This window comes from Pseudomonas sp. NPDC089395 (assembly GCF_044749525.1).
Lineage (GTDB): Bacteria > Pseudomonadota > Gammaproteobacteria > Pseudomonadales > Pseudomonadaceae > Aquipseudomonas.
Genome location: NZ_JBIVID010000013.1, coordinates 69697 through 95579, shown reverse-complemented (window position 1 = coordinate 95579; position 25883 = coordinate 69697). Strand labels below are relative to the sequence as shown.

General features: G+C 62.1%; 19 protein-coding genes. 16 read left to right on the top strand and 3 right to left on the bottom strand.

The window, feature by feature from the left end:
• The first annotated feature begins 39 nt into the window (after positions 1–39).
• The 11 genes from ACIPZG_RS23495 (at position 40) to ACIPZG_RS23445 (ending at position 12083) form a co-directional block, all read left to right on the top strand.
• Complete coding sequence (locus ACIPZG_RS23495; protein WP_008090067.1) at positions 40–930, top strand: NAD(+) kinase; 891 nt, start codon at positions 40–42, stop codon at positions 928–930.
• Complete coding sequence (locus tag ACIPZG_RS23490; RefSeq protein WP_008090065.1) at positions 930–1901, top strand: metallophosphoesterase; 972 nt, start codon at positions 930–932, stop codon at positions 1899–1901. Before ACIPZG_RS23495 ends, ACIPZG_RS23490 begins: the two co-directional genes overlap by 1 nt.
• A complete protein-coding gene (locus ACIPZG_RS23485; RefSeq protein WP_400717348.1) occupies positions 1898–2776 on the top strand; it encodes a rhomboid family intramembrane serine protease in 879 nt (292 codons plus the stop codon). Before ACIPZG_RS23490 ends, ACIPZG_RS23485 begins: the two co-directional genes overlap by 4 nt.
• A 13-nt stretch (positions 2777–2789) precedes the next feature.
• A complete protein-coding gene (locus ACIPZG_RS23480; protein ID WP_400717346.1) occupies positions 2790–3050 on the top strand; it encodes a YeaC family protein in 261 nt (86 codons plus the stop codon).
• Positions 3047–3877 carry a DUF2797 domain-containing protein gene (locus tag ACIPZG_RS23475; RefSeq protein ID WP_400717344.1) on the top strand — a complete coding sequence of 277 codons (831 nt, stop codon included), beginning with the start codon at positions 3047–3049 and terminating at the stop codon, positions 3875–3877. Before ACIPZG_RS23480 ends, ACIPZG_RS23475 begins: the two co-directional genes overlap by 4 nt.
• Before the next feature lie 13 nt (positions 3878–3890).
• Complete coding sequence (gene pepN, locus ACIPZG_RS23470; RefSeq protein WP_400717342.1) at positions 3891–6548, top strand: aminopeptidase N; 2658 nt, start codon at positions 3891–3893, stop codon at positions 6546–6548.
• 284 nt (positions 6549–6832) lie between these two features.
• A complete protein-coding gene (locus ACIPZG_RS23465) occupies positions 6833–7858 on the top strand; it encodes a YCF48-related protein (protein ID WP_400717400.1) in 1026 nt (341 codons plus the stop codon).
• Between the two features lie 20 nt (positions 7859–7878).
• The gene (locus ACIPZG_RS23460) at positions 7879–10254 is read left to right on the top strand and encodes an RND family transporter (protein WP_400717398.1); all 2376 of its coding nucleotides are present in this window, start codon (positions 7879–7881) and stop codon (positions 10252–10254) included.
• 142 nt (positions 10255–10396) lie between these two features.
• Positions 10397–10684: a DUF5629 family protein gene (locus ACIPZG_RS23455; protein ID WP_400717396.1), complete on the top strand. Its 288-nt coding sequence runs from the start codon at positions 10397–10399 to the stop codon at positions 10682–10684.
• Entirely contained in the window at positions 10650–11780 is a 1131-nt protein-coding gene (locus tag ACIPZG_RS23450) for a lactonase family protein (RefSeq protein ID WP_400717340.1), read from the top strand. The genes ACIPZG_RS23455 and ACIPZG_RS23450 overlap by 35 nt, the downstream gene beginning before the upstream one ends.
• Before the next feature lie 123 nt (positions 11781–11903).
• Entirely contained in the window at positions 11904–12083 is a 180-nt protein-coding gene (locus ACIPZG_RS23445) for a hypothetical protein (RefSeq protein WP_008090046.1), read from the top strand.
• 44 nt (positions 12084–12127) lie between these two features.
• Here the strand turns inward: ACIPZG_RS23445 and ACIPZG_RS23440 are convergent, their stop codons facing one another.
• Genes ACIPZG_RS23440 through ACIPZG_RS23430 form a run of 3 tightly spaced genes read right to left on the bottom strand, consistent with a single transcriptional unit; the run spans position 12128 to position 17597 of the window.
• Entirely contained in the window at positions 12128–12721 is a 594-nt protein-coding gene (locus ACIPZG_RS23440; protein ID WP_400717338.1) for a glutathione S-transferase, read from the bottom strand.
• Positions 12718–16362, bottom strand: coding sequence for an AAA family ATPase (locus tag ACIPZG_RS23435; protein WP_400717336.1), 3645 nt, complete (start codon positions 16360–16362; stop codon positions 12718–12720). Before ACIPZG_RS23435 ends, ACIPZG_RS23440 begins: the two co-directional genes overlap by 4 nt.
• A complete protein-coding gene (locus ACIPZG_RS23430) occupies positions 16359–17597 on the bottom strand; it encodes an exonuclease SbcCD subunit D C-terminal domain-containing protein (protein ID WP_008090040.1) in 1239 nt (412 codons plus the stop codon). The genes ACIPZG_RS23435 and ACIPZG_RS23430 overlap by 4 nt, the downstream gene beginning before the upstream one ends.
• A gap of 421 nt (positions 17598–18018) precedes the next feature.
• Here ACIPZG_RS23430 and tssI point away from each other — a divergent pair, with 421 nt between their 5' ends.
• From tssI to ACIPZG_RS23405, 5 genes are read left to right on the top strand one after another with little or no spacing between them, the layout of a single operon-like run.
• Entirely contained in the window at positions 18019–19866 is a 1848-nt protein-coding gene (tssI, locus tag ACIPZG_RS23425; RefSeq protein WP_400717334.1) for a type VI secretion system tip protein TssI/VgrG, read from the top strand.
• 11 nt (positions 19867–19877) lie between these two features.
• Complete coding sequence (locus ACIPZG_RS23420) at positions 19878–20465, top strand: hypothetical protein (RefSeq protein ID WP_400717332.1); 588 nt, start codon at positions 19878–19880, stop codon at positions 20463–20465.
• Positions 20466–20502: 37 nt separating this feature from the next.
• Positions 20503–20970 carry a DcrB-related protein gene (locus ACIPZG_RS23415; protein ID WP_400717330.1) on the top strand — a complete coding sequence of 156 codons (468 nt, stop codon included), beginning with the start codon at positions 20503–20505 and terminating at the stop codon, positions 20968–20970.
• A gap of 4 nt (positions 20971–20974) precedes the next feature.
• Entirely contained in the window at positions 20975–25204 is a 4230-nt protein-coding gene (locus ACIPZG_RS23410; RefSeq protein ID WP_400717328.1) for an RHS repeat-associated core domain-containing protein, read from the top strand.
• The gene (locus ACIPZG_RS23405; protein WP_400717325.1) at positions 25201–25842 is read left to right on the top strand and encodes an imm11 family protein; all 642 of its coding nucleotides are present in this window, start codon (positions 25201–25203) and stop codon (positions 25840–25842) included. Before ACIPZG_RS23410 ends, ACIPZG_RS23405 begins: the two co-directional genes overlap by 4 nt.
• Positions 25843–25883 lie beyond the last annotated feature (41 nt).

Below are 25883 nucleotides of genomic sequence, written 5' to 3'. Positions count from 1 at the left end.
CGGCATCGTCACCCCGCCGCAGAGCCTCGCAGGAGCCCCATGGAGCAATTTCGCAATATCGGTATCATCGGCCGCCTTGGCAGCTCCCAGGTGCTCGACACCATTCGCCGACTGAAAAAATTCCTCCTCGAGCGCCACCTGCACGTGATTCTCGAGGACACCATCGCCGAAGTCCTGCCAGGCCATGGCCTGCAGACGTCGACACGCAAACTGCTGGGAGAGGTCTGCGACCTGGTCATCGTGGTCGGCGGCGACGGCAGCCTGCTCGGCGCAGCACGCGCCCTGGCCCGGCACAATATCCCGGTACTGGGCATCAACCGCGGCAACCTGGGTTTCCTCACCGATATCCGCCCCGATGAGCTGGAAGAAAAGGTCGCCGAGGTGCTCGACGGCCACTACCTGGTGGAAAACCGCTTCCTGCTGCAGGCCGAGGTGCGCCGCCATCACGAGGCGATCGGCCAGGGCGATGCGCTCAACGACGTGGTCCTGCACCCGGGCAAGTCGACGCGGATGATCGAGTTCGAGATCTATATCGACGGCCAGTTCGTCTGCAGCCAGAAGGCTGACGGCCTGATCGTCGCTACCCCGACCGGCTCGACCGCCTACGCGTTGTCGGCCGGTGGCCCGATCATGCACCCCAAGCTCGACGCCATCGTCATCGTGCCGATGTACCCGCACACCCTGTCGGGCCGGCCGATCGTGGTGGATGGCAACAGCGAGCTGAAGATCGTCGTGTCCAAGGACCTGCAGATCTATCCGCAGGTGTCCTGTGACGGCCAGAACCACTTCACCTGCGCCCCCGGCGACACCATCACGGTGAGCAAGAAACCGCAGAAGCTGCGCCTGATCCACCCGCTCGACCACAACTACTATGAGGTTTGCCGCACCAAGCTCGGCTGGGGCAGCCGCCTCGGAAGCAGGGACGACTGATGCTCGATCCGGCGCGCAGTTTCGACATCATCGGTGACGTGCACGGCTGTGCACTGACCCTCGAACGGTTGCTCGATGCCCTCGGCTACAAGCGCGTCAGCGGCGTGTGGCGCCATCCGCGACGCCAGGCGCTGTTCCTCGGCGACATCGTCGACCGCGGCCCGCGCATCCGCGAGGCGTTGCACATCGTCCACGACATGGTCGAAGCCGGCCAGGCGTTCTGCATCATGGGCAACCACGAATACAACGCCCTGGGCTGGGTCACCCCGGCACTGCCCGGCAGCGGCAAGGCCTTCGTGCGCGAGCACACGCCACGCCATGCCCGCCTGATCGACGAGACCCTGACCCAGTTCGCCCAGCACCCCGGCGACTGGCACGACTTCATCCAGTGGTTCTACGACCTGCCGCTGTTCGTCGACGCCGGACGCTTCCGCCTGGTGCATGCCTGCTGGGACCCTCGGCTGATCGAACCGTTGCGCCAGCAATACCCCGATGGGCGCATCGACGAACATTTCATCCAGGCGTCGGCAGTGTCCGGCAGCTTCGCCGCCACCGTGTGCAACCGCCTGCTGCGCGGCACCGACATGCGCCTGCCGGACGGTCTGACGCTGACCGGCGGCGACGGCCTGACCCGCGCCTTCTTCCGCACCAAGTTCTGGGAAGAAGACCCGCAAACCTACGGCGACATCGTCTTCCAGCCCGATGCGCTGCCCGACGATGTGGCCCGCACGCCCCTGAGCCACACCGAGAAGAACGCCTTGCTACGCTATGCCGAGGACGAGCCGATGCTGTTCGTCGGCCATTACTGGCGCAGCGGCCGCCCGGCACCGATCCGCGGCAACCTGGCCTGCCTCGACTACAGTGCGGTGCTGTACGGCAAGCTGGCGGCCTATCGGCTGGATGATGAAACCCGGATCGACCCGCACAAGTTCGTGTGGGTCGACGTCGACCGACCGCAGGCCAACCAATGAATATCGTCGAAGTGATGCGCCTGCCGTTGTCGGTCGACCTCAGCGGCTTCGTCCATCTGCTGCAGCGCCTGCAGGTGCCGCATCGGGTCAGCGAAGAGGGTGAAGTCCAGGTGCTCTGGGCCCCGGACACGATTGCCGCGGACGTTCTCCAGCTCTACCAGCGCTACCCCGATGGCAACGCCGACATCGAAGTCGCTACGCCCCCTGTGGGCGCCGGCTTGCCGGCGAAAGGGCCAACGCTGAGCGAGCAGGCGAAAGCCTGCAAGGTCACCACCTTCACCCTGTTCCTCTGCCTGGTGGTCGCCGGCCTCACCGGCCTGGGTGACAACCTCGTCACCATCAGCTGGTTCACCTTCCTCGACTTCCGCGTGCAGGGCGAATACCTGCACTTCACCCCGCTGGCCCAGGGCCTGGCCGAAGGCCAATGGTGGCGCCTGGTGTCGCCGATGCTGCTGCACTTCGGCGTGCTGCACCTGGCCATGAACGGCCTGTGGTACTGGGAGTTGGGCAAGCGCATCGAACTGCGCCAAGGCCCCTGGCTGCTGCTGGGCCTGACCCTGCTGTTCAGCCTGGTGTCGAACCTTGCCCAGCATTACACCAGTGGCCCGAGCCTGTTCGGCGGCCTGTCCGGTGTGCTGTACGGCCTGCTCGGCCATGTCTGGCTGTACCAGTGGCTGGCGCCTAACCGCTTCTTCAGCCTGCCCAAGGGCGTGCTGGTGATGATGCTCGTCTGGCTGGTCATCTGCCTGACCGGTGTGGTCGGCCAGCTCGGCTTCGGTCAGATCGCCAACGCCGCCCACGTCGGCGGGTTGCTCATCGGATGCCTGACGGGCCTCTTGGGTGGGGCGCTGGCCCGGCGTAAACTGTCCGCTTGATTTAGGAGACGCTATGTCCACGTTCACGCAAATGATCGAAAACATCACCCCGGAAATCTACCAAAGCCTGAAAACGGCGGTGGAAATCGGCAAATGGTCCGATGGCCGCAAGCTCACCCCCGAGCAGAAAGAGCTGTCGCTGCAGGCCGTGATCGCCTGGGAGATGAAAAACCTGCCCGAAGAGCAGCGCACCGGTTACATGGGCCCGCAGGAGTGCGCGTCGAAATCCGCACCGATCGCCAACATTCTGTTCAAGTCGGACTCGGTACATTGATCGAACTCGCTCGTGGCTCTTTGAGCAAGATGGCAGTACGCCTGGAAGCACCGCTGGTGCAGTACAGCTTCCGCCTGGATGACACGCAGGTACCGGTCAATCCGTTGATCGGCCAGCGCCTGCGCCTTGAATACCTCGGTGCCATCCACTGCACCCATTGCGGCAAGCGCACCAAGACCAGCTTCAGCCAGGGTTACTGCTACCCGTGCATGACCAAGCTGGCCCAGTGCGACGTTTGCATCATGGCCCCGGAAAGATGCCACTACGACGCCGGCACCTGCCGTGAGCCGTCCTGGGGCGAACAGTTCTGCATGACCGACCATGTGGTCTACCTGGCCAACTCGTCGGGGATCAAGGTCGGCATTACCCGCGCCACCCAGTTGCCCACCCGTTGGCTCGACCAGGGCGCCAGCCAGGCGTTGCCGATCATGCGCGTGGCCACCCGCCAGCAGTCAGGCCTGGTCGAAGACGTGCTGCGCAGTCAGGTGCCGGACCGCACCAACTGGCGAACCCTGCTCAAGGGCGACGCCGAAGTGCTCGACCTGGTGGCCGTTCGCGAACAGATATTCGATGCCTGCGCCGATGGCCTGCGCGAGCTGCAAGGGCGCTTTGGCCTGCAGGCGATCCAGGCATTGCCCGACGCCGAGGTGGTCGAGATGAAATACCCAGTCGAGGCCTACCCGAAAAAGATCGTCAGCTTCAACCTCGACAAGGACCCGGTGGTGGAGGGCACGCTGCTGGGCATCAAGGGCCAGTACCTGATCTTCGACACCGGCGTGATCAACATTCGCAAGTACACGGCCTACCAGTTGGCCGTGCTCCAGTAAAAAGGACCTGCACATGCGTACCGAACAACCGCGAGTGATCTACCTCAAGGACTATCAGGCGCCCGAGTACCTGATCGACGAGACGCACCTGACCTTCGAGCTGTTCGAGGACCACACCCTGGTCCATGCGCAACTGGTCATGCGCCGCAACCCGGCACGCGGTGCTGGCCTGCCGCCACTGGTGCTCGACGGCCAGCAGCTGGAATTGCAGAGCGTGCAGCTGGATGACCAGGCCCTGGCAGCTGGCGAGTATCAGCTTGAAGCCGACAGCCTGACCGTGCAGCCCAAGACCGAGCGCTTCACCCTCGACACCAGCGTGAAGATCCACCCGGAGAGCAACACCGCGCTGGAAGGCCTGTACAAGTCCGGCAAGATGTTCTGCACCCAGTGCGAAGCCGAGGGCTTCCGCAAGATCACCTATTACCTCGACCGCCCCGACGTGATGAGCACCTTCACCACCACGGTGATCGCCGAGCAGCATCGCTACCCGGTGCTGTTGTCGAACGGCAACCCGATTGGCAGTGGGCCGGCCGAAGACGGCCGCCACTGGGCGACCTGGGAAGACCCGTTCATGAAACCGGCCTACCTGTTCGCCCTGGTGGCCGGTGACCTGTGGTGCGTGGAAGACAAGTTCGTGCGCCAGTCCGGCCGCGACGTCACCTTGCGTATCTACGTCGAGCCCGAGAACATCGACAAGTGCGACCACGCCATGGTCAGCCTGAAGAAGTCCATGCGTTGGGACGAGGAAGTCTACGGCCGTGAATACGACCTGGACATCTTCATGATCGTCGCGGTCAACGACTTCAACATGGGCGCCATGGAAAACAAGGGCCTGAACATCTTCAACTCCAGCTGTGTGCTGGCCCGTGCCGAAACCGCCACCGATGCTGCCCACCAACGGGTCGAAGGTGTGGTCGCCCACGAGTACTTCCACAACTGGTCGGGCAATCGCGTGACCTGCCGTGACTGGTTCCAGCTCTCGCTCAAGGAAGGCTTCACGGTGTTCCGTGACGCCGAGTTCAGCGCCGACATGAATTCGCGCACGGTCAAGCGTATCGAGGACGTGGCCTACCTGCGCACCCACCAGTTCGCCGAGGACGCCGGCCCCATGGCGCACCCGGTGCGCCCGGACAGCTTCATCGAGATCTCCAACTTCTACACCCTGACCGTTTATGAAAAGGGCGCCGAAGTGGTGCGCATGGTCCGTACCCTGCTGGGGACCGAAGGCTTCCGCAAGGGCAGCGACCTGTACTTCGAGCGCCACGATGGTCAGGCGGTGACCACCGACGATTTCATCAAGGCGATGGAAGACGCCAACGGCGTCGACCTGACCCAGTTCAAGCGCTGGTACAGCCAGGCCGGTACGCCGCGCCTTGAGGTCAGCGAGGGCTATGATAGCGCCGCGCAAACCTATAGCCTGACGTTCCGCCAGAGCTGCCCGGCCACCCCGGACAAGGCCGAAAAACAGCCGTTCGTGATCCCGGTGGAGCTGGGCCTGCTGGATGCCCAGGGTAACGATTTGCCGCTGCGCCTGGTGGGTGAGTCGGCTGCCGCCGGTACCCGCCGCGTGCTGTCGGTGACCGAGGCCGAGCAAACCTTCACCTTCGAGGGCATTTCGGCCAAGCCGCTGCCATCGTTGCTGCGCGGTTTCAGTGCGCCGGTGAAGTTGAGCTTCCCGTACGATCGTGACCAGCTGATGTTCCTCATGCAGCACGACAGCGACGGTTTCAACCGTTGGGAAGCCGGCCAACAACTGTCGGTGCAAGTCCTGCAGGAACTGATCGGCCAACACCAGCGCGGCGAAGCACTGAAGCTCGACCAGCGCCTGATCACCGCCCTGGGCACCGTGCTGGCCAACGCGTCGCTGGACGCTGCCATGGTTGCCGAGATGCTCTCGCTGCCGGGCGAAGCGTACCTCACCGAGATCAGCCAGGTGGCTGACGTCGATGCCATCCACGCGGCTCGCGAGTTCGCCCGCCAGCAGATCGCCGCGCAACTGTTCGATGCCCTGTGGGCGCGCTACCAGGCCAACCGCGAGGTGTCGCGCAACACCGCTTATGTTGCCGCAGCCGAGCACTTTGCCCGCCGCAGCCTGCAGAACATCGCCCTGTCGTACCTGATGCAGAGCGGCAAACCGCAGGTGCTGGAAGCGACCCTGGAGCAGTTCGACCAGTGCGACAACATGACCGAACGCCTGACGGCGCTGGCTGTGCTGGTCAACTCGCCGTTCGAGGCCGAGCGGGCCAAGGCGCTGGAAAGCTTCGCCGAGCACTTCAAGGACAACCCGCTGGTCATGGACCAGTGGTTCAGCGTGCAGGCCGCCAGTGCCTTGCCGGGCGGACTGGCGCGGGTCAAGGCGCTGATGCAGCACCCCGCGTTCACCTTGAAGAACCCGAACAAGGTGCGGGCATTGATCGGTGCCTTTGCCGGGCAGAACCTGGTCAACTTCCATGCTGCCGATGGTTCGGGGTATCGCTTCCTGGCGGACCTGGTGATCGAACTGAATGCGCTGAACCCGCAGATCGCTTCGCGTCAACTGGCACCGCTGACCCGCTGGCGCAAGTATGACGATGCGCGTCAGGCGCTGATGAAAGGTGAGCTGGAGCGGATTCTGGCCTCCGGTGCGCTGTCCAGTGATGTGTATGAAGTGGTGAGCAAAAGCCTGGCTTGATGGCAATGGGGCTGCTGCGCAGCCCTTTCGCGACACAAGGCCGCTCCTACAGGGGATCGCGTTCTCTCTGTAGGAGCGGCCTTGTGTCGCGAAAGGGCCGCACAGCGGCCCCAGCTTTTTGGCGGTTAACAAAACATAACGCACCGTGCGTTGTAATGTTTCAACCTCCCCCGATACGATGACCCCAAGCGCTTGCAGGCCTCTACCACAAGCTTTTCGCAGTACCTGCAAAGCACAGACCCACTAACAAGAACAAATTGGGGGCGGTCATGAGTGAGCGGGTAATGACGCAGGCCAGGCGCAGCGCCTGGCCATTGGCGGCCGGCGCGATGCTGGCGCTGGCGATGGGCATATGGGCAGAGAGCGCGCAAGCGGCCACTGCCGACGAGTACTCAAGCGAATCGGCCAAGGCCAGCCAGAGCCTGCTGATCGATGCCGCCCATGCTGGGCAACGCCTGGTGGTGGTCGGTGATCGCGGTCACATCCTGTTCTCCGACGATCAGGGCAAGACCTGGACCCAAGCCCGAGTGCCCACCCGTCAACTGCTCACCGCCGTGTTCTTCCTCGACGACAAGCGCGGCTGGGCAGTCGGCCATGATGCGCAGATCCTCGTCAGCACCGATGGCGGCGCGACCTGGACCAGACAGTTCGAAGACCTCTCCCGCGAAGCGCCGTTGCTCGATATCACCTTCCTCGACGCCCAGCACGGTTTTGCCGTCGGCGCCTATGGTGCCTTGCTGGAAACCGACGATGGCGGCCAGCACTGGCAGGAGGTCGGCGAGCGCCTGGACAACCCTGACCAGCTCCACCTCAATGGCATTGCCGTGGTCAAGGACGCCGGGCTGTTCATCGTTGGCGAGCAAGGCAGCATGTACCGCTCCAGCGACAACGGCCAGACCTGGACCAAGCTCGAAGGCCCCTACGAGGGCTCGCTGTTCGGTGTGATCGGTACCGCCCATGCCCACACGCTGCTGGCCTACGGCCTGCGCGGCAACCTGTTCCGTTCCACCGACTTTGGCGACAGCTGGCAGCCGATCGCGCTCAAGGCCGCGCGCGGCACCCTCGAATTCGGCCTGGCAAGCGCTACGCTTCTCGATGATGGCAGCCTGGTATTGGTCGGCAATGGCGGCAGCGTGCTGCGCAGCCAGGACGACGGGCAGACCTTCAGCGTCTACAACCGCGCCGACCGTATCGCCTTGGCCGGTGCCAGTGGCCTGGCCAATGGTGGCCTGCTGCTGGTGGGGCAGGGGGGTGTGCATCTGGCCACCGCTGAAGGTGCCGACCAAACCGACAAGGAGCCGCGTCCATGACCAGCAGGGAGAGCATCACCATGCACCCGCACCACCAGGACAAGGCCACGCTGCTTGAGCGCTTGATCTTCAACAACCGTCCTGTGGTCATCGCCCTGTGTCTGCTGGTCAGCATCTTCCTGTTCTGGCAGGCCACGCAGATCCGGCCCTCGACCAGTTTCGAGAAGATGATCCCGCTGCAGCACCCCTTCATCGAACAGATGATGGAGCACCGCAACGACCTGGCCAACCTGGGCAACACCGTGCGCATCTCGGTCGAGGCCGTCAACGGCGATATCTTCGACAAGGACTACATGGAGACCCTGCGACAAATCCATGACGAGGTGTTCTACATCCCGGGTGTCGACCGCGCCGGCCTCAAGTCGCTGTGGAGCCCCAGCGTGCGCTGGAGCGAGGTCACCGAGGAGGGCTTCTCCGGTGGCGAGGTGATCCCCAATACCTACAATGGCTCGGCCGAAAGCCTCGACACCCTGCGCGACAACGTGCTCAAGTCCGGCCAGGTCGGGCGCCTGGTGGGCAACAACTTCAAATCCAGCATCGTCGATATCCCCTTGCTGGAAAGCTTCCCCGACCCTCAGGACCCGGGCAAGCAGGTCAAGCTCGACTACCAGAAGTTCTCCCACCAGCTCGAAGCGCAGATCCGCGACAAGTTCCAGGCGCAGAACCCCAACGTGAAGATCCACATCGTCGGCTTCGCCAAGAAGGTTGGCGACCTGATCGACGGCCTGGTGATGGTGGCGATGTTCTTCGGTGTGGCCCTGGTCATCACCTGGATCCTGCTGTACTGGTTCACCTGGTGCATCCGCAGCACCATCGCCGTGCTCATCACCACGCTTGTGGCGGTGGTCTGGCAGCTGGGTCTGATGCATGCGGTGGGCTTCGGCCTGGATCCGTATTCGATGCTGGTGCCGTTCCTGATCTTCGCCATCGGCATCTCCCACGGGGTGCAGAAGATCAACGGCATCGCCTTGCAATCGAGCGGCGCCGACAACGCCCTGACCGCTGCCCGTCGCACCTTCCGCCAGCTTTTCCTGCCGGGGATGATCGCCATTCTCGCCGACGCGGTGGGCTTCATCACCTTGCTGATCATCGACATCGGCGTGATCCGTGAACTGGCCATCGGCGCCTCGATCGGCGTGGCCGTCATCGTCTTCACCAACCTGATACTGTTGCCGGTGGCGATCTCCTACGTCGGCATCAGCAAGAAGGCCGTCGAGCGCAGCAAGAAGGACGCCACCCGCGAGCACCCGTTCTGGCGCCTGCTGTCGAACTTTGCCAGTGCCAAGGTGGCGCCGGTGTCCATCGCCCTGGCCCTGGTGGCCTTCGCAGGTGGCCTGTGGTACAGCCAGAACCTGAAGATCGGCGACCTCGACCAGGGCGCGCCTGAACTGCGCCCCGACTCGCGCTACAACCAGGACAACAATTTCATCATCAGTAACTACTCGACCAGTTCGGACGTGCTGGTGATCATGGTCAAGACGCCGGCGGAGAGCTGTTCGATCCACTCGACCATGGCGCCTATCGACGAGCTGATGTGGACCATGGAGAACACCCCGGGCGTGCAGTCGGCGATTTCCCTGGTCACCGTATCCAAGCAAGTGATCAAGGGCATGAACGAGGGCAGCCTGAAATGGGAAACCCTGTCGCGCAACCCGGACATCCTCAACAACTCCATCGCCCGTGCCGACGGCCTGTATAACGCCGATTGCTCGCTGGCGCCGGTGCTGGTGTTCCTCAACGACCACAAGGCCGAGACCCTGGAGCGCGTCACCCAGGTGGCCAAGGCGTTCGCCGACAGCCACAACAAGGAAGGCCTGCAGTTCCTGCTGGCGGCCGGTAATGCCGGGATCGAGGCGGCCACCAACGAGGTGATCAAGTCGGCCGAGCTGACCATCCTGGTGCTGGTGTACATCTGCGTGGCGGTGATGTGCCTGATTACCTTCCGCTCCTTCGCCGCCACCTTGTGCATCGTGCTGCCGCTGGTGCTGACCTCGGTACTGGGCAATGCGCTGATGGCGTTCATGGGCATCGGCGTGAAGGTTGCCACCCTGCCGGTGGTGGCGCTGGGTGTGGGCATCGGCGTGGACTACGGCATCTACATCTACAGCCGCCTGGAAAGCTTCCTGCGGGCTGGCCTGCCGTTGCAGGAGGCGTACTACGAAACCCTGCGCTCGACCGGCAAGGCCGTGCTGTTCACCGGCCTGTGCCTGGCGATTGGCGTGTGCACCTGGATCTTCTCGGCGATCAAGTTCCAGGCCGACATGGGGCTGATGCTGACCTTCATGTTGCTGTGGAACATGTTCGGTGCGCTGTGGCTGCTGCCGGCATTGGCGCGGTTCCTGATCAAGCCGGAGAAGATGGTGGGCAAGGAGGGAGGCTCGATTTTCGCTCACTGAGTGGTAAGGCCGTTGTGGGAGCGGGCTTGTCCCGCGAACAAGGCACCGCGGAGTCTGGCAAGGGCTCCGCCCTTGTTCGCGGGGCAAGCCCGCTCCCACATAGGACTGTATAATGCCGGCTCACTTCACCTTCGGTACCTCCATGTCCCTCCCTACCGCCCTCGCATCCTGCGACATGCTCCTGATCGACGGCCTGCACGCCTTCGACTTCACCTTCGACGAATCCGGCCTCATGGTCGAATGCATGGACGGCCGCCAGCACCGCCGCTGGACCTTCACCACCGAGCAGCTCGCTACCGCTGTCGGCGCCGGTGACGAGTGGGTCGTCAACGATGCCCAAGGCGAGCATCGTCTAGTCTGTATGAGTGCCTTTCGCGCCCCGGATGAAGAGAACGATGAACCGGATCTGGACGAGCCTGCTGACCGCTAGCCTGATGAGCCTGACCCTCAACGCCCCTGCCGCCACGCTGTTGGTCGGCAGCTACACTGATGGCGCCAGCCAGGGCATCTACCGCTACGCGTTCGACAGCAAGCGCGGGCAGATCACCCCCACGCCGTTGCAAGTGGTGAAGAGCGTCAGCCCGTCGTGGCTGGTGCTCTCGGCCGATCAGCGACAGCTGTTCACGGTCAACGAAACGGTGCAAGGCCACGCCAGCAGTTTCAGCGTCAGCAGCAAAGGTGAGATCAAGCCGCTCAACCAGGTGGCCACGCGCGGCGACGAACCAACCTACGCCAGCCTCAGCCGCGACCAGCGCTACCTGTTCGTCGCCAATTACGCTGTCGCCCCGGATCCTGGGGGCAGCCTGGTGGTGATCCCGGTGGCCAAGGACGGCAAGCTCAAGGACGTGGTGCAGCAAGTGCGGCACAAGCCCAGTGGTGTGAACCCCGAGCGCCAGGCCGGTGCCCATGTGCATTCGCTGGTGCTGTCGCCCGATGGCTTGCACGTGTATGCCTGCGACCTGGGGGCCGACAAGGTCTTCATCTACCGTTACGACGGTGCCAGCCCGAAAGATCCGCTCACCCCGGCGATTCCGGCTGCGGTAGACCTGCCGCCCGGCAGCGGCCCGCGCCATCTGCTGTTCGATGCCAAGGGGCGGCACGCCTACCTGACCCTGGAAATGAGCGCCGAAGTGGTCATGTTCGACGTCCAGGACGATGCCTTGCTCGAACGCCAGCGCTTGCCCCTGACCGATCAGCAGGAAGCTGCGGCCAAGGCGGCCGGCGGGCTGCACCTCTCGGCGGATGGGCGCTTCCTGTACGTCAGCAATCGCGGTACGGCCAACGAGATCGTGGTGTTCGGCGTGGGCAAGGACGATGGCCGGCTGGCGTTCCTGCAGCGCCGCTCGGTGGAGGGCGATCATCCCCGTGAATTTGCCCTGGACCCGAGTGACAATTTCCTGCTGGTGGCCAACCAGAAGAGCAACCAGATCGTGGTCATGCGCCGCGATCCGCGTAGCGGCAAGCTTGGGGAGACAGTACAGACGATGCCGCAGGAGGCGCCATCGGACCTGAAGTTTATCGAGTGACTATCGATACGCGTGATAATCCCTACCAGCGCAATGAATTTCTGCAGGCGACCTCAGCGGCGTAAGTTTGGCTCAAGGCCCACACGGGCTACCGTCAAACCACCGCAGTCGAGGTCAGCCCAGATGAACTTCAATCTCTTCCCGGTCATCGCCGCATCCGCCATTTCCGCATCCGTGGTGCTGCCAGCCCACGCCCATGCCGACAACAGCCCCAAGGCGTCCAGTACCCACAGCTACACCGAGCAGTACCTGCGCCAGAGTGCCCATTACCATGCGGCGTTGAGTGGCAAGCACAACCATTGAGCCTGCGTGAACACTGAACCTGTGGGACCGTGCAACACCGATCGCTATCGGGCCATCACGGCCTTGAACAGCTCGGACGCCAACCACCCCTCCAGCCAGCTCCGCACGCGCGGATAAGCCGCCTCGGCGAACCACTGCGGTTCGACCCCGGCAAACTGGCGCATCAGGGGCAGCAAGGCGGCATCGGCCAGGCTCGGATGCTCGGCCAGCAGGTACGACCGGCCTTCGAGCAGTTGTTCCAGGGTCGCCAGCCAAGGCTCGGCCTGCTGGCGATAATGTTCCCGTGAATGCGCAGGGTAGCGCTCGGCATACTTGTACAGATTCACCTGTGCCTTGAACACGCTGTCGTTGCGGGCAATCAGTGCGTCGGCCTGCTGCGCGGCGGCGGGGTCGGCCTGCAGGCGCCAGTCCTGCGGGTCGTTCTGTTCAAGCGCCCAGCGCATGATGTCCAGGCTCTCTTCCAGCACCCCGTGACCGGTGTCGAGCACCGGCACCGTACCTTTGGGCGACAAGGCCAGCAACTCGGCCGGCTTGTGCTTCATCGCCACCTCGCGGATCTCCAGTTCACAGCCGGCATAGCGCAGGGCCAGACGCGCGCGCATGGCCCACGGGCAGCGGCGGAACGAGTAGAGAATCACCCGCACACCTCCACGTCACTCAAGCCATTGCCCTGGCGGCGCACCTGGATCTGCACCGGAATGCGCTCATGCATCTCCTGCACGTGGGAAATCACCGCTACCTTGCGGCCCTGCGCCTGCAGGCCGTCCAAGGCATCCATGGCCAGTTGCAGCGACTCGGGGTCGAGGCTGCCGAAACCTTCGTCGATAAACAGCGATTCGATCCGCAGCGTGCTCGATGCCATCGACGCCAGGCCCAGGGCCAGGGCCAGCGAAACCAGGAAGGTCTCGCCACCGGACAACGAATGCACCGAACGCAGTTCGTCACCCATTTCGGTGTCCATTACCAGCAGGCCCAGGGCACTGCCGCCGCGCTTGAGGCGGTAGCGGCGTGCCAGCTGGCGCAACTGGGCGTTGGCGTGGTGCAGCAGCAGGTCGAGGTTGTAGCCCTGGGCGATCTTGCGGAATACATCGCCGGAGGCCGAGCCGATCAGGGCGTTGAGGCGTGCCCAGCGCTGCCATTGCTGGTACGCCTGCTCGATCTCGCCTGCAAGGGCCTGGTGCGCCTGTTGCCGGCGCTGGTCGTCAGCCTGCTGGGCGCGTAGTTCGGCGCATTGCTGTTCGTGACCGGACAGGCGCTCGCGCAATTCGCCCAGCGCCTGTTCCAGGGCTTGGACCGAGGTTTCCACGGTCATCTGTGCGCTGTGCTGCTGCAGGCGCTGCTCGCGCTCCTGCAGCAGCACACGGCCTTGCTCGATAGCCCGTTCGGCACCTTGCAGACGCTGGCGCAGTTCGTTGAGCTGGGCATCGTCCACGGCCAGCAGGCGGTCCAGGCCGGCATCGTCCAGTTCCGGGTGCGCCGCGCGCCACTGGGCGATGTCGCCCTGCAACTGCTGGCATTCACTGTCCAGCGCCTGCTGCTGCTGGGTATTGGCCTTGAGTTCGCTGGCCAGTTGCACGCCTTGGGTGCGCAGGTCCTGCAGACGCTGGGCGGTGTCGGCGTCGAGCACGCGGGCCTGTTCCAGCTGCGCGTCCATATGCTGCTGCCAGGCTTCGGCGCTGGCGTGTTGACCGAGCAGTTGGTCGAGGGACGCCCGGGCCTGCTGACGTTGTTCGTCCAGCGCGGCGAGCTTGTGCTGCAGTTGCTGTTGCGACTGCAGCCGCACCTGCTGCTGGTCGCGCAGTTTGTCCAGTTGCACTTGGCGCGCTTGCTGCTCGTGCTGCTCGTCCTTGCGCTGTTCCAGGTGCTGCAAGCGCTGGGCGATCTGCTGGTCGAGGGCGAGGAAGGCGTGGGCCGGGTCGTCGCTCAGGGCCTTGAGCACCTCCTGAGGCAGGACGCTGGCAAGGTCGTCCAGCCCTTGCTGCAGTTGCTGTTCATCGTTGGCCAGGGCCTGGTGCTGGTGATCCAGCTGGTGCTGCGCCTGCTGCTGGGCGTGCTGCGCCGCCTGCAGCTGCTGGTTGAGGCGGGCGGATTCCTTTTGCAGGGTGAGCAGGGCGCTTTGGCGCTTCTCGTCCTGGTTGATTTCATCGTTGAGCCGGCGCAGCTGGCTGTCGAGCCAGGCGCTGCGGGCCTTGTCATCCTGGGGCGCAAGGGCTGGCCACAGGCTGTGGGCCTGGACCTGGGCCTGCAGCGGCTGCAACAGCTCGCCCAGTTGAGCCTGTTGCTGTTGGTAGTCCTTGAGCTGGGCATTGACCACGCCCAGTCGGGTGCGCAAGTCCACCAGCTTGTCGTTGAGGGCATCGACCTGCTTCTGCGCGGCTTCCTCTTCGGCCTGGTCGTGGCGGCCCAGGCTCTGCAGCAGCGCTTCAGGCTGGTGGAACGGATGCTCGGCGCTGCCGCAGACCGGGCACGGCTCGCCGTCTCGCAGCTGGCCGCGCAGTTCCTCGACGCTGGTGTTGCGTGCCAGGCGCTGGCGCGCCAGCAATTGGCGGGTGAGGGTGAGCGCCTGCTCGGCCGCTTCCAGTTCCGCCTTGGCCGCCGTGCCTTCGCCGATCAACTGCTGACGTTGCTGCATGGCCTGCTGCTGGCGCTCGCGCAGCGCATCGAGCTGCTGGCGCAGTTCCAGTTCGCGGCCATGCAACCGCGACAGCTCCTCGACGGCGCGATGCTGTTTACGGTTGTCCTGCAGCATGCCGCCGAGCAGGTCGATCTGCTCTGCCAGCGCCTGGGGTTCTGCCCCGGCTTCCTGGAACAACAGGTCGAAGGCGTCGCGCTCGGCCTGCAGCTGGGCGTTGGCCTGGCTGACCCGGGCTTGCAGCCCGGGCAGCTCTTCGCGCCCCTTGGCCAGGCGCCCGCCGGTGAGCATTACCTGCTTGAGTTGCGGCAAGTAGGCCTGCCAGGCATTGGCCAGACCTTCCAGGTGCTGGCTGTCGGCCAGCGCGGTGTCGATCTGCCCCAGTTGCTGCAGGCTGCGCTGCTGGTGTTCTTCCAGTTGCTGCAGGTGCTGCTGGCCTTCGGCGAGCGCTTGGTCGGCCTGCTCGCTGGCGCTGCGTTGAGCCACCTGCTCTTGCTCCAGGCGAGCCAGGCTGTCCTGGCCGGCAAAGGCCTGGCGCAGGCGCGGTGCATCCTCGCTGTGCTGTGCCTGGTGTTGTGCCAGGGCCTGGCGTGCCGCATCCAGCGCCTGCTCCAGCTCGCAGGTGCGCACGTGCAGTTCGGCTTGCTGGCGTTGCTGTTCGGTGAGGGTCGCGGCCAGGGGGGCCAACTGCGCATTGAGCATCTGCTGGCGGTGGAACTGGTGGCGCTGTGGCGCCAGGCGCTCCAGGCGTTGCAGGTCGAGGCGCTGTTCGGCCAGTTGCTGCCAGTTGTGCTCGGCAGCCTGCAGGGCCGTGCCGGCTTCGGCGTGTTGGGCCTGCAGCTGGCGCTGTTCATCGAGCCATTTGCGTTGCTGTTCCAGCTGGCGCTCGCCAGCCTGGTCGGCCTTGAACTGCTGCTGCGCCTGTTCCAGGCGCTGGTCGAGTTCCGCGCGGGCTTCGGCGGCCATCGGCAGCAGGTGGCTGGCACGGTCATTGAGCGTTTTGTGCGCCTCGGCGGTTTCCCGTGCCTTGCTGAAGGCACGCTGGCCGAGACGGGTGTAGATGGCGGTGTTGGTGAGCTTTTCCAGCAGCTCGCTGCGCTCTTTGTCGTCGGCCTTGAGGAAGGCGCCGAATTCGCTTTGCGCCAGCATCACCGCGCGGGTGAACTGCTCGAAGTTCAGGCCCAGGCGGGCTTCGATCAATTGCTTGTATTCGTTCTTGCCGCTGCCCAGCAGCTGTTCGCTGTCCAGGTCGTAGAGGCTCTGGCGGCTGTTCTGCAGCTTGCCGCTGGCCTTGTCACGGGCGCGATTGGCTTCCCAGCGCGCACGGTAGCGGTGGCCGTCGATGCCGACGAAGTCGACTTCGGCAAAGCCGCTGCCGGTGCCACGGCGCAGCAGGTTGCGGGGGTCGGAGGTGGGGATGTCGCCATCGGCGTCGGGCACCTTGGCTTCACGGCCGATGTCATTGAGCCGCGGCACGGTACCGAACAGGGCCAGGCACAGGGCGTCGAGCAAGGTGCTCTTGCCGGCCCCGGTGGGCCCGGTGATGGCGAACAGGCCGGCACTGGCCAGGGGTTCGGCAGTGAAGTCGATGTCTACCGGGCCGGCCAGCGATGCCAGGTTCTTCAGGCGGATGGCGAGAATCTTCATGGCTGTTCCTCTTCCAGCTGGACGTCCTGCAGCAGCAGGGCGAAGTCGGCCAGGGCCTGCTCGTCGACGGGGTTGCCATAGGCCTGCTCCCAGGCGCGGCTGAACAGATCCTGCGGGGTCATCTGTGACAGCTCGACGAAGGCCAGGTCATCGTCGTCCTGACCGCCACTGCCGGCATATTCGGCACTGATGCGCACCAGCCGCACCGCCTTGCCGTGCAGGGCACCCTCGATCTGCTGGCGCAGGTCCGGTTGCGGCTCGTCCAGTTGCACGCGCACTTCCAGCCAAGGTTGCCGGTTGGGGTCTTCCAGCAGGTCAATGACCGGCAGCTCGGCAAGTGCGGTGAGCAGCTCGCCCAACGGCGCAGGTCCCAGGCGCTGCAGGGCCACGGCACGTGGCACAGGGCGTGGCTCGACGCTGAGCAGTTCGCTGCCCTGCAGTTCGACTTCCAGCACCTGGTGCGGGTAGTTGATTTCGGCGAACGACAGCGGGATCGGCGAGCCGCTGTAGCGGATACGGGCTTCGCGGTTGACCTTCTGCGGCTTGTGCAAGTGGCCCAGGGCAACGTAGCTGATGTCCTTGTCGAACAACTTGGCCGGCAAGGCTTCGGCGTTGCCGATGATCAGGCTGCGCTCGGAGTCCTCGGACACTGCGCCCCCGGCCATGTGCGCATGGCTGATGGCGATCAGCGCCTGATCCTTCTTGCGCTTCTTCTGGGCGGCGGCGATCAGTTGCTGGTGCACCTGGGTGATGCCTTGCAGGTAGTCGTCGCCCAACTGCGGGCCGGTGACTTCGGCCGGGCGCAGGAAGGGCAGGGCCAGGCACCAGGCGGCGACCTTGCCGCGGCCATTGGTCAGCGGGATCAGCAGGCGCTCGGCATCCAGCTGGCCTTCGTCGAGCCAGTGCACCCGGCCCAGCGCATGGGTGCGCAGGCGGCGCATGAGTGCGGCGGGCAGCTCGATGCGCGAGCCGGAGTCGTGGTTGCCGGCGATCATCACGATGTCCAGTTTCGGCTGCTGCTCATGGGCCTGGACGATGAAGTCGTAAAGCCGCTCCTGGGCTTTGACCGGCGGGTTGACCGTGTCGAAGATATCGCCCGCGATCAGCAGCGCATCCGGCTGGCGCAGGTGCAGCTGGCCGAGCAGCCAGTCGAGGAAGCAGGCGTGTTCGAAGTCGCGTTCCTGGCCGTGCAGGCTTTGGCCCAGGTGCCAGTCGGAGGTGTGAAACAGACGCATGGATGACCTGTTGGTGTCGAGTCAGGCAAGCGCAGGGCTTGGCTTGAAGGATGGGCTTCGCGAAGGCGCGTATGGTAACCCAACCCAGGGGGGTGATGCCCTTCTTCAACATTTTTGTAACTAGCCGATTCAGCCAATCCCCTGTAGGAGCGGGCTTGCCCGCGATCAAGGGCTTGCCCTTGCCAGTCCGCGCCATGCCTGAAACCTGCGCCATTGCTGACTTGCAATCCGTTTCACCGCAAGCACGCCCTCAGCGGGCTGAACGATGCTCTCAGAAACGATGAAATTTCATGTAGGCCTCATCCTACAAATAGCCGTTGTGTTCTGAACACCAGGTTCATTGGCTGCCATTTCCCATCGACCTAACCTGCGCCCCTTAAACGCACAAGCATGCCAATCGTGCCGACAAGGAGAGAGCGCAATGATCATTGACCTGGTCGAGCGGCTGTCGTCGCAGCATCGTCGACTGTTCAAGTTCCACCACCTAAACGACCCCGACCAGCCGCTGCTGCTGGAAAGCTTTACAGGTGCCGACGGGCTGTCCCAGCCGTTCACCTACGAACTGCAACTGATCTGCGACACGCCGCAGATGCCGCTCAAGTCGATGCTGGGTCAGCAGGTCAGCATCGAGATCGAACTGGTCGATACCGCCCCGCGCTTCATCAACGGCTACCTCACGCATTTCGCCAGCCTGGGCAGCGACGGCGCGCTGGAGCGCTACCGCGCGACCTTGAACCCCTGGCTGACACTGCTCGCGCAGCGAACCGATACCCGCATCTTCCAGAACCGCTCGGTCGATGAGGTGCTCGCCGAAGTCTTCGCCCAGTACCCGGGGTATGCCACCTATGCCCTGCGCCTGAACCACCCGCAGAAGCGCCACACTTACCTCACCCAGTACCGCGAAACCGACCTCAACTTCGTCCAGCGCCTGCTGGAGGAGGCGGGGCTTTTCTACTACTTCGAGCACAGCGCCGAAGGCCACACGCTGATCATCTGCGATGACTCCACCGAGCTCGATGTACTCCCGGAGCAAGGGCAGATCCGCTTCCACAGTGCTGCCGTCACCGAGACCGCCGATTCGATCACCCAATGGCGCGCTTGCCGCCAGATGCAGCCCGGCCGGATGGCCGCGCAGACCTTCGACTACCGCCAGCCGCGCAATCGCCTGCCGGTGGCGCTGCACAGCCTCAATCAGCAGGGCGCGGTGCCGCGCTTCGAAGTGTACGATCCCGGGCAATACACCCACAGCACCCCGGACGAAGGCGAAGCGTTGCTGCGCTTGCGTGTCGAGGGCCTGGAGCTGGCCGGCAAGCGGTTCGAGGGCGCCAGCAATTGCCGGGCGATGCGCCCTGGGTACAGTTTCGAACTGCTGCAGCACCCAAAGCACCAGGATGGCCCTGTGGACCAGCGCGAGTTCCTGCTGATGCAGGTGAGCTGCGAAGGCTACAACAACTACCTCGGCGGCCAGCAGGCCCGCTATTTCAATGCCTTCACCTGCGTGCGCAAGAAAATCGCGTTCCGCCCCCAACTGAATACGCCCAGACCGATCATTACCGGCCCGCAGACGGCCATCGTCGTCGGCCCGCCCGGCGAGGAAATCTTCACCGACGAACTGGGCCGGGTGAAAGTGCAGTTCCATTGGGACCGCCAGGGCCAGTTCAACGACAGCAGCTCGTGCTGGGTACGTGTGGCGCAGTCCGGTGCCAGCGGTGGCTTTGGCAGTATCCAGATCCCCCGCGTCGGCGATGAAGTGGTGGTGGTATTCCTCGACGGCAACCCCGACCGCCCGCTGATCATGGGCAGCCTGTACAACAGCGCCAACACCCCGCCCTGGGCGTTGCCGGCGAACAAGACCCAGAGTGGCTTCCTGACCCGGTCGATGAAGGGCGACGGCGGTACCGCCAACTTCTTCCGCTTCGAGGACAAGGCCGGTGCCGAGCAGATCATCATGCATGCCGAGCGCAACATGGATACCGAGATCGAGCTGGATGAGACCCATCAAGTGGGGAACAACCGGTCGATCAAGGTCGGCGGTACGCACGCCGAGGTCATCAAGAAAGATACCGTGGTGAATGTCCAGGAGGGCAGTTACACCCTCCAGGTAGACAACAAGTTCATCCAGGTGAGTGCCAAGGAACGCATTCTGCTTCAGGTGGGCGGCAGCAAGATCGCTATCACACCTGAAGGTATCACCATCGAGGCCGACAAGATCGACATCCTCGGTAAGAACACCTTTGTCAAAGGTGATCGCGTTGATATCAACGAGTAAGGTGCACGCTGATGTACAAACCCAGCATCTACGACAGAATTTCCCAGAAGCGCGAAGCCGCCGAAGCGCTCGCCCAACAACAAGCCGAGCAGGAGCGCGCAGCCGCCGAAGCCTTGAGCAAAATGCCGGAACCTGTACCCGTACTGCCTCTGGATATTGAGCAGAATGCATTAAGGGTTGCAGGGCTCAACATGCTCATGCCGACAGGTTTCAATTTTCGCGATATCCAGACCACCCTGGAGTTCGCCGGATGCGAAGTAACGTTCAGTGCGCGTCGCAGAATTGCACCCGATGGACTGGACCTGCCAAAGGCAGTTGATCTGTATGTGAAGAATCTGCGTGATGTCCATGCCGAAATGACCCTCGTACGTCAGGCCGAATGTTTGCTGGCAGGGCATCCGGCGATGGCGCTCGATTACCTGTTTCCTGACGGCCGAGCGCGCCGTCACGGACGCACTGTATGCGCGATGATCACCAGCGATGAGGGCCAATCACGGCAGTGGCTCGAAGTCTCTACTCAAATAGACCCGAGCCAGGCTGGCCTGGCCGACTGGCTGATCAAGTTCGATGCGATGCTTGCGGGCATGACGGCACATTAAGAACTCCTATTTCTCGTTTTAATGGATTATCAAGTCAATGGACTATCAACTTCAGGAAGGATCTATCACGTTGCCGGAAGGCTTTCAGGACCGAACGGTGAATATGTTCATCCTGGGCAGCAACATTCCCGCGCCACTGAATATCACGCTGTCGCGTGACAACCTGCTACCCGCCGAAGACCTCAAGGCCTACATCGACCGCCAGCTGAAACTGATCGCGAGCAAGCTTCGCGGTTACACCGTGCTGAGCAAAAAACCTGCGCAGTTATCTTCCAGCCAGCCGGTGGCCGGAATGCAGGTCGAGGGGTACTACCTGAACGAAGGTCGGCCTGTTTATCAGCGCCAGGCAGCGTTCGAGGTCGCGCCCGGGCGCATTCTGGTGTTCTCCACCACTAGCCAGAAAGACTTCAGTGGCAAGCAGAACGAGAGCTGGTTACAGCTTTTGAACAGTTTCCAGCCGCGGCAGGATGCCGCTGCTTCGTCCGACAACGCCACTCAGGATTGAGCTCATGTTCGAAGCAGCGCGTTGGGGTGATGAGATCGAGCACACCGGCGCCCTGGCCGGGTTTCTCGCCGGGGCGGTGATTGGGCTTGCGATCGCGACGGCAGCGGCCTTTACCATTTGCACCGCTGGTCTTGGCGGATTTCTGTTGGGCGCCGCAATTGGTTTAGGCGCTGGCTTGCTCCCCATGCTAGGCGAGAAGTTCGGGTCGATGTTCAGTTCGCCGGCAGGGCAGATCGAGCTTGCCGGGTGCTCGACCAACGTGTTCATCAACAAACGCAATGCTGCCCACGCAGAGCTCAGCACTGCAAAGTGCGACAAGCACCCACCGCCTGTACTGGTAGCGGAAGGGTCTTCGAATGTCTTCATCAATGGCGTAGCTGCTTCACGCAAAGGCGACAAGCTTACTTGTGGTGCAAAGATCTCTGGTGGATCGAACAACGTCTTCATCGGGGGGGGTACTGAGCGTTATCTACCGGTGGACGAGGAAGTTCCGGAGTGGTTGCGTGTCACGGTCGACGTGCTGATGATCGTCGCTTCCATGGGCCGGTCGGTGCTCGCGGTTGGCCGTCTGGGATTGCAAGCCGGCCTGAAGGCTGCAGGCCCCTGCGCACTTCGCACGGGCGCCACGATCGCCGGTAGCTACCTGGCAGGGCGCTTCATCGTCGGCCCAGCCATTGAGCGAGCGATTGGCGGTTTCGCCGGTAATCCTGTGGACATGACCAACGGCCGCAAGCTCTTGGCCAATGAAACCGATTTTGTGCTCCCTGGGATGATGCCCATCGAATGGTCGCGGTTTTACGCCAGCGACCTGACTGTCGACAGCGTCATGGGGCAGGGCTGGGTGCTGCCCTGGGAGCAAAGCCTACGCCGTAGCGGCGGATTCGTTTACCTCACCGATAATCAGGGGCGCCGTGTTCCGTTCATTGACCTGGAGCCGGGCGAAAGCATCTTCAACCCAAATGAAAAGGTTCATCTGGTCCGCACCGAAGGTGGGCACTACCTGCTCCAGACGTTGGACAACGTGTTCTTCTATTTCGGTGAAGTACCGGATACCAATTGCGCCGTGCCATTGCAGCGCCTTGAAAACGCGCTGGGCCATTATCTGCATTTCACCCGTGACAGCGATGACCGCCTGACTGATATCAGTGCGCCGGGCGGCGTGCGGGTTCACCTGCACTATGACCATCCGCTTGGACGGTTGACCGATGTCAAGCGCATCGTAGACAAGCAAGCCGTGGAAACGTTGGTGCGCTATCGCTACGACGATAACGGCCAACTGAAAGAGGTGATCAACCGCAACGGCGATTCGGTACGTCACTTCGACTACGCCGAAAACGTCATGACCCGGCACACCAACGCGCTGGGGCTGATTTGCGAATACCGCTGGGAAACCCAGGGCGACAAACCACGGGTAGTCGAGCACTGGACCAGCGACGGCGAGCACTATCACTTCCGTTACGACTTCGCCAACCGCACCAGCTGGGCCACAGATGTATTGGGCCGGGAGCTGGAGATCCAGTACAACGAAGACCACCGCGTCATTGCCAGCCGCGACTTTGGCGGTGAGCGCTATGGGATGGACTTCGATGCGTCCGGCAACATCATCGGCTTCACCTTGCCTGACGGTAATCACCTCGCGCTCAAGTACGACGACTTCGGCAGGCTGGTGGAGGAAGCCGACCCGCTGGGCCGCACGATCAGCTACAAGCACCACTTCGCCACGCCGCTGGTCACCGAAACCCGCTTCCCGGATGGCAGCGTGTGGAAGTCCCGCTACGACAGCAAAGGCAACCTGGTCGCCGAGATCGACCCGTTAGGCCACAAGACCGAGTACCTCAACGGTGAGGACGGCCTGCCGCACACGATCATCGATGCCAACTTCAAGTCCAAGTACCTGTGGTGGAACGCCTACGCCCAGGTCGAGCGCTTCGAAGACTGCTCGGGCAAGAGTACGTACTACCGCTATGACGAACGCCAGCATCTGGTGGCCGTCACCGATGCGCTGAACCACACCACCTCGCTGGAGCGCAAACCCGATGGGGAAGTGCTGCGTATCCAGCACCCGGATGGCACGGCGGAAAGCTTCACCTACAACACCCTTGGCCAGGTGCTGACGCACACTGACGGCAAAGGCCAGACCACGAGTTTGCAGCGCACCTCCCGCGGCCTGCCCAGCAGCCGTCAGGATGCCAAAGGGCAGTGGATTCGCTACGAGTACGACAAGGCGCTGCGCCTGACCGCGTTGGTCAACGAGAACAGCGCGACGTACAGCTTCGCCTACGATGCGTCGGATCGGCTGATTGAAGAAGTGCGGGTGGATAACCTGACGCGGCGCTTCAGCTACAACGATGGCGGCCACCTGATTCGGTTGAATGAGATTGGCTATGGCGAAAACGGCGAGCGCCCTGAACGCGACACGTTGCTCGAGCGTGACGCCATTGGCCGTCTGATCGCCAAGGTCAACCGCGATGCGCGGCAAGACTTCGAGTACGACGATGTCGACCGGCTGCTGAGCATCCAGCGTCAGCCGACCAGTGCGGGCAAACAGCTTGGCATTACCGAAGAGAAACTGGGTTACAGCTATGACCTGCTGGGCCGGCTCACTCAGGAGCTGACGCCAAGTGGCGCACTGGATTATGAGTACGACCCACTTAGCAACTTGACCACACTGACCCTGCCAGACGGGCGCAAGGTCAATCACCTGTACTACGGTAGTGGCCACCTGCACCAGTTGAACCTGGATGGGAAGGTGATCAGCGACATGGAGCGCGATGACCTGCACCGCGAGGTGTATCGGACGCAGGGCAAGCTCACCAGTTGCATTGGCTATGACGCGATGGGGCGCAAGGCGTGGCAGTTCGCTTCAACGTTACCCGCCGACAAACTTTCCCAGGTGCATAACGCTGGCATCCATACCTCGCTGCTGGTGGAGCATGCCTATAACCCGATTCATCGCCGCTACCAGTACGACCCGGCAGGCGAACTGGTACGCACGCTGGACAAGCTGCGCGGTGAGATCAAGTACGAGTACGAAGCCAACGGGCAGTTGCGCAGCCGGGATACCGGTTCACTGGTGGGCAGCGAAGAGTTTCGTTATGACGCGGCGGCCAACCGGCTGGACTTCAATGCGCGGCAGTTTGACCAGGTCAAGGACAACCGCATCAAGCAGTGGCGGGATCAGGAGTACCGCTATGACCCATGGGGCAACCTGATCGAGAAGCGCTCGGGGCATAGCAAGTTGCAGAGCTTTAGCTATGACTGTGAAAACCGGCTGGTGCGGGCGGAGACGCTGGTCAATAGCAAGCTCGAAAGTACGGGCGCATATCGCTATGACAGCCTTGGGCGTCGGGTGGCCAAGCACGCTGAGATCAATGGCGAGATAGAGCAGAAGCGATTCCTGTGGCAAGGACTGCGGATGCTCCGTGAGGAAACGCCAGGGCAAAGCATCGTCTACCTGTATGAACCGGGAAGCTATGCGCCGTTGGCCCGAGTCGATCAAGCTGAAGGTGAAGCGCAGAAGGTCTACTTTTTCCATACTGACCAGATCGGTACACCGCTGGAGCTGACAAATAGCGAAGGTGAGATCGTCTGGCAGGCGACGTATCGGTCATGGGGTTCGATCGAGCATCTGGCCGTCAATGAGGTCGAGCAAAATCTCCGGTTTCAGGGGCAGTACTTTGACAGCGAAACGGGGCTGCATTACAACACGTATAGATACTATGATTCTGAAATCGGAAGATTTCTATCGCAAGACCCAATAGGGCTGGCTGGCGGCATTAATATTTATTCATATGTCACTAACCCCCTTCAAGAGGTCGACCCGTTAGGCTGGTGCTCCACGAAGTTGGGGCAAAACATGGGGGCTAGAAATGGTGATGGGATGGCAAATCATCACCTAATTCCCGAAGAGCTGATGAATAAGCCGCGGTATGCGAAAATGTTTCAAAAGTTGCAGTCTATGGGTTTTGACGGCGATGGCGCTTCAAATGGTATATTTTTACCTGGAAGCAAAAACTTAACGCAAAACATAGATCTTCCAGGGCATTGGTCGAATCATGCTCAGTATACTAAAGCCGTGGAAACTAAGCTTTCAGCCCTGAATGATGCATTTAAAGTTGGTAGGATCTCTGATACGCAATTGGTATTAGGTATTGGAAGGGTTCAGGATTTCGCAAGAGAAGGGCTTATGAATAATAAGTTTGTAGTGGATGCTGTTACTGGGAGGCTCTTATGAATGGCGTTGAAAAAACTTACTATGTTATGCGGTACTCTGCGGAAGATAGAGGTTGTCCAATTGTTTTGTCAGGCTTTTTTAATTGTGATGAGTTTGAGTGGGATCCGCTTGAATCGAACCCTTCGGAAATTGAAGTAAAAAAAAGTTACACTCTGAAACTGTCTGGCTTGGAGATGGATCTAGATGATTTGAATTTTGACTTCTACCAAGTGGGCGACACTTATGTTTCAAAAAAATTTTTAGCGATATGCGATGAGTTAGGGGCAAAATATAAGGCTATTCCTTTGGAGATTGTTCATAAAGGCAAGTCTCGGAAAGATGATTTTTTTATATTCCTGCCTGGGGAAAGCTTGGCCGCGCTAGATAAGTCTAAATCAGAGTATCTAGTATCCAAAGACTTGGAGGCGGGGGTCGAAATTGAGAATCTTCTTTATCCAGGTTCTGTGAGCATAGATAGTGTTGTAAACTTTGTGGTTTCGGCGGCGATAGAGAGCGATATTTTTAGATGTCAAGAAACTCTGGAGCTGTTTTGCAGCGAGAAGTTTAAAGTTGCTGCTAGCTACTTGAAGGGAATTCAATTTGAGCGGGTTGACGAGCACTATAAATATGATGCTTGGGCTGAGTTTGATAATTTTTGATTTTTCAGCCTGGTTTTAGTTGTGTGCATATGATTCGTTAT

Coding starts and splice junctions, on each gene's coding strand:
- ACIPZG_RS23495 (WP_008090067.1), top strand. CDS start 40: ATGGAGCAATTTCGCAATATCGGTATCATCGGCCGCCTTGGCAGCTCC.
- ACIPZG_RS23490 (WP_008090065.1), top strand. CDS start 930: ATGCTCGATCCGGCGCGCAGTTTCGACATCATCGGTGACGTGCACGGC.
- ACIPZG_RS23485 (WP_400717348.1), top strand. CDS start 1,898: ATGAATATCGTCGAAGTGATGCGCCTGCCGTTGTCGGTCGACCTCAGC.
- ACIPZG_RS23480 (WP_400717346.1), top strand. CDS start 2,790: ATGTCCACGTTCACGCAAATGATCGAAAACATCACCCCGGAAATCTAC.
- pepN (WP_400717342.1), top strand. CDS start 3,891: ATGCGTACCGAACAACCGCGAGTGATCTACCTCAAGGACTATCAGGCG.
- ACIPZG_RS23465 (WP_400717400.1), top strand. CDS start 6,833: ATGACGCAGGCCAGGCGCAGCGCCTGGCCATTGGCGGCCGGCGCGATG.
- ACIPZG_RS23460 (WP_400717398.1), top strand. CDS start 7,879: ATGCACCCGCACCACCAGGACAAGGCCACGCTGCTTGAGCGCTTGATC.
- ACIPZG_RS23455 (WP_400717396.1), top strand. CDS start 10,397: ATGTCCCTCCCTACCGCCCTCGCATCCTGCGACATGCTCCTGATCGAC.
- ACIPZG_RS23450 (WP_400717340.1), top strand. CDS start 10,650: ATGAACCGGATCTGGACGAGCCTGCTGACCGCTAGCCTGATGAGCCTG.
- ACIPZG_RS23445 (WP_008090046.1), top strand. CDS start 11,904: ATGAACTTCAATCTCTTCCCGGTCATCGCCGCATCCGCCATTTCCGCA.
- ACIPZG_RS23435 (WP_400717336.1), bottom strand. CDS start 16,362: ATGAAGATTCTCGCCATCCGCCTGAAGAACCTGGCATCGCTGGCCGGC.
- ACIPZG_RS23430 (WP_008090040.1), bottom strand. CDS start 17,597: ATGCGTCTGTTTCACACCTCCGACTGGCACCTGGGCCAAAGCCTGCAC.
- tssI (WP_400717334.1), top strand. CDS start 18,019: ATGATCATTGACCTGGTCGAGCGGCTGTCGTCGCAGCATCGTCGACTG.
- ACIPZG_RS23420 (WP_400717332.1), top strand. CDS start 19,878: ATGTACAAACCCAGCATCTACGACAGAATTTCCCAGAAGCGCGAAGCC.
- ACIPZG_RS23415 (WP_400717330.1), top strand. CDS start 20,503: ATGGACTATCAACTTCAGGAAGGATCTATCACGTTGCCGGAAGGCTTT.
- ACIPZG_RS23410 (WP_400717328.1), top strand. CDS start 20,975: ATGTTCGAAGCAGCGCGTTGGGGTGATGAGATCGAGCACACCGGCGCC.
- ACIPZG_RS23405 (WP_400717325.1), top strand. CDS start 25,201: ATGAATGGCGTTGAAAAAACTTACTATGTTATGCGGTACTCTGCGGAA.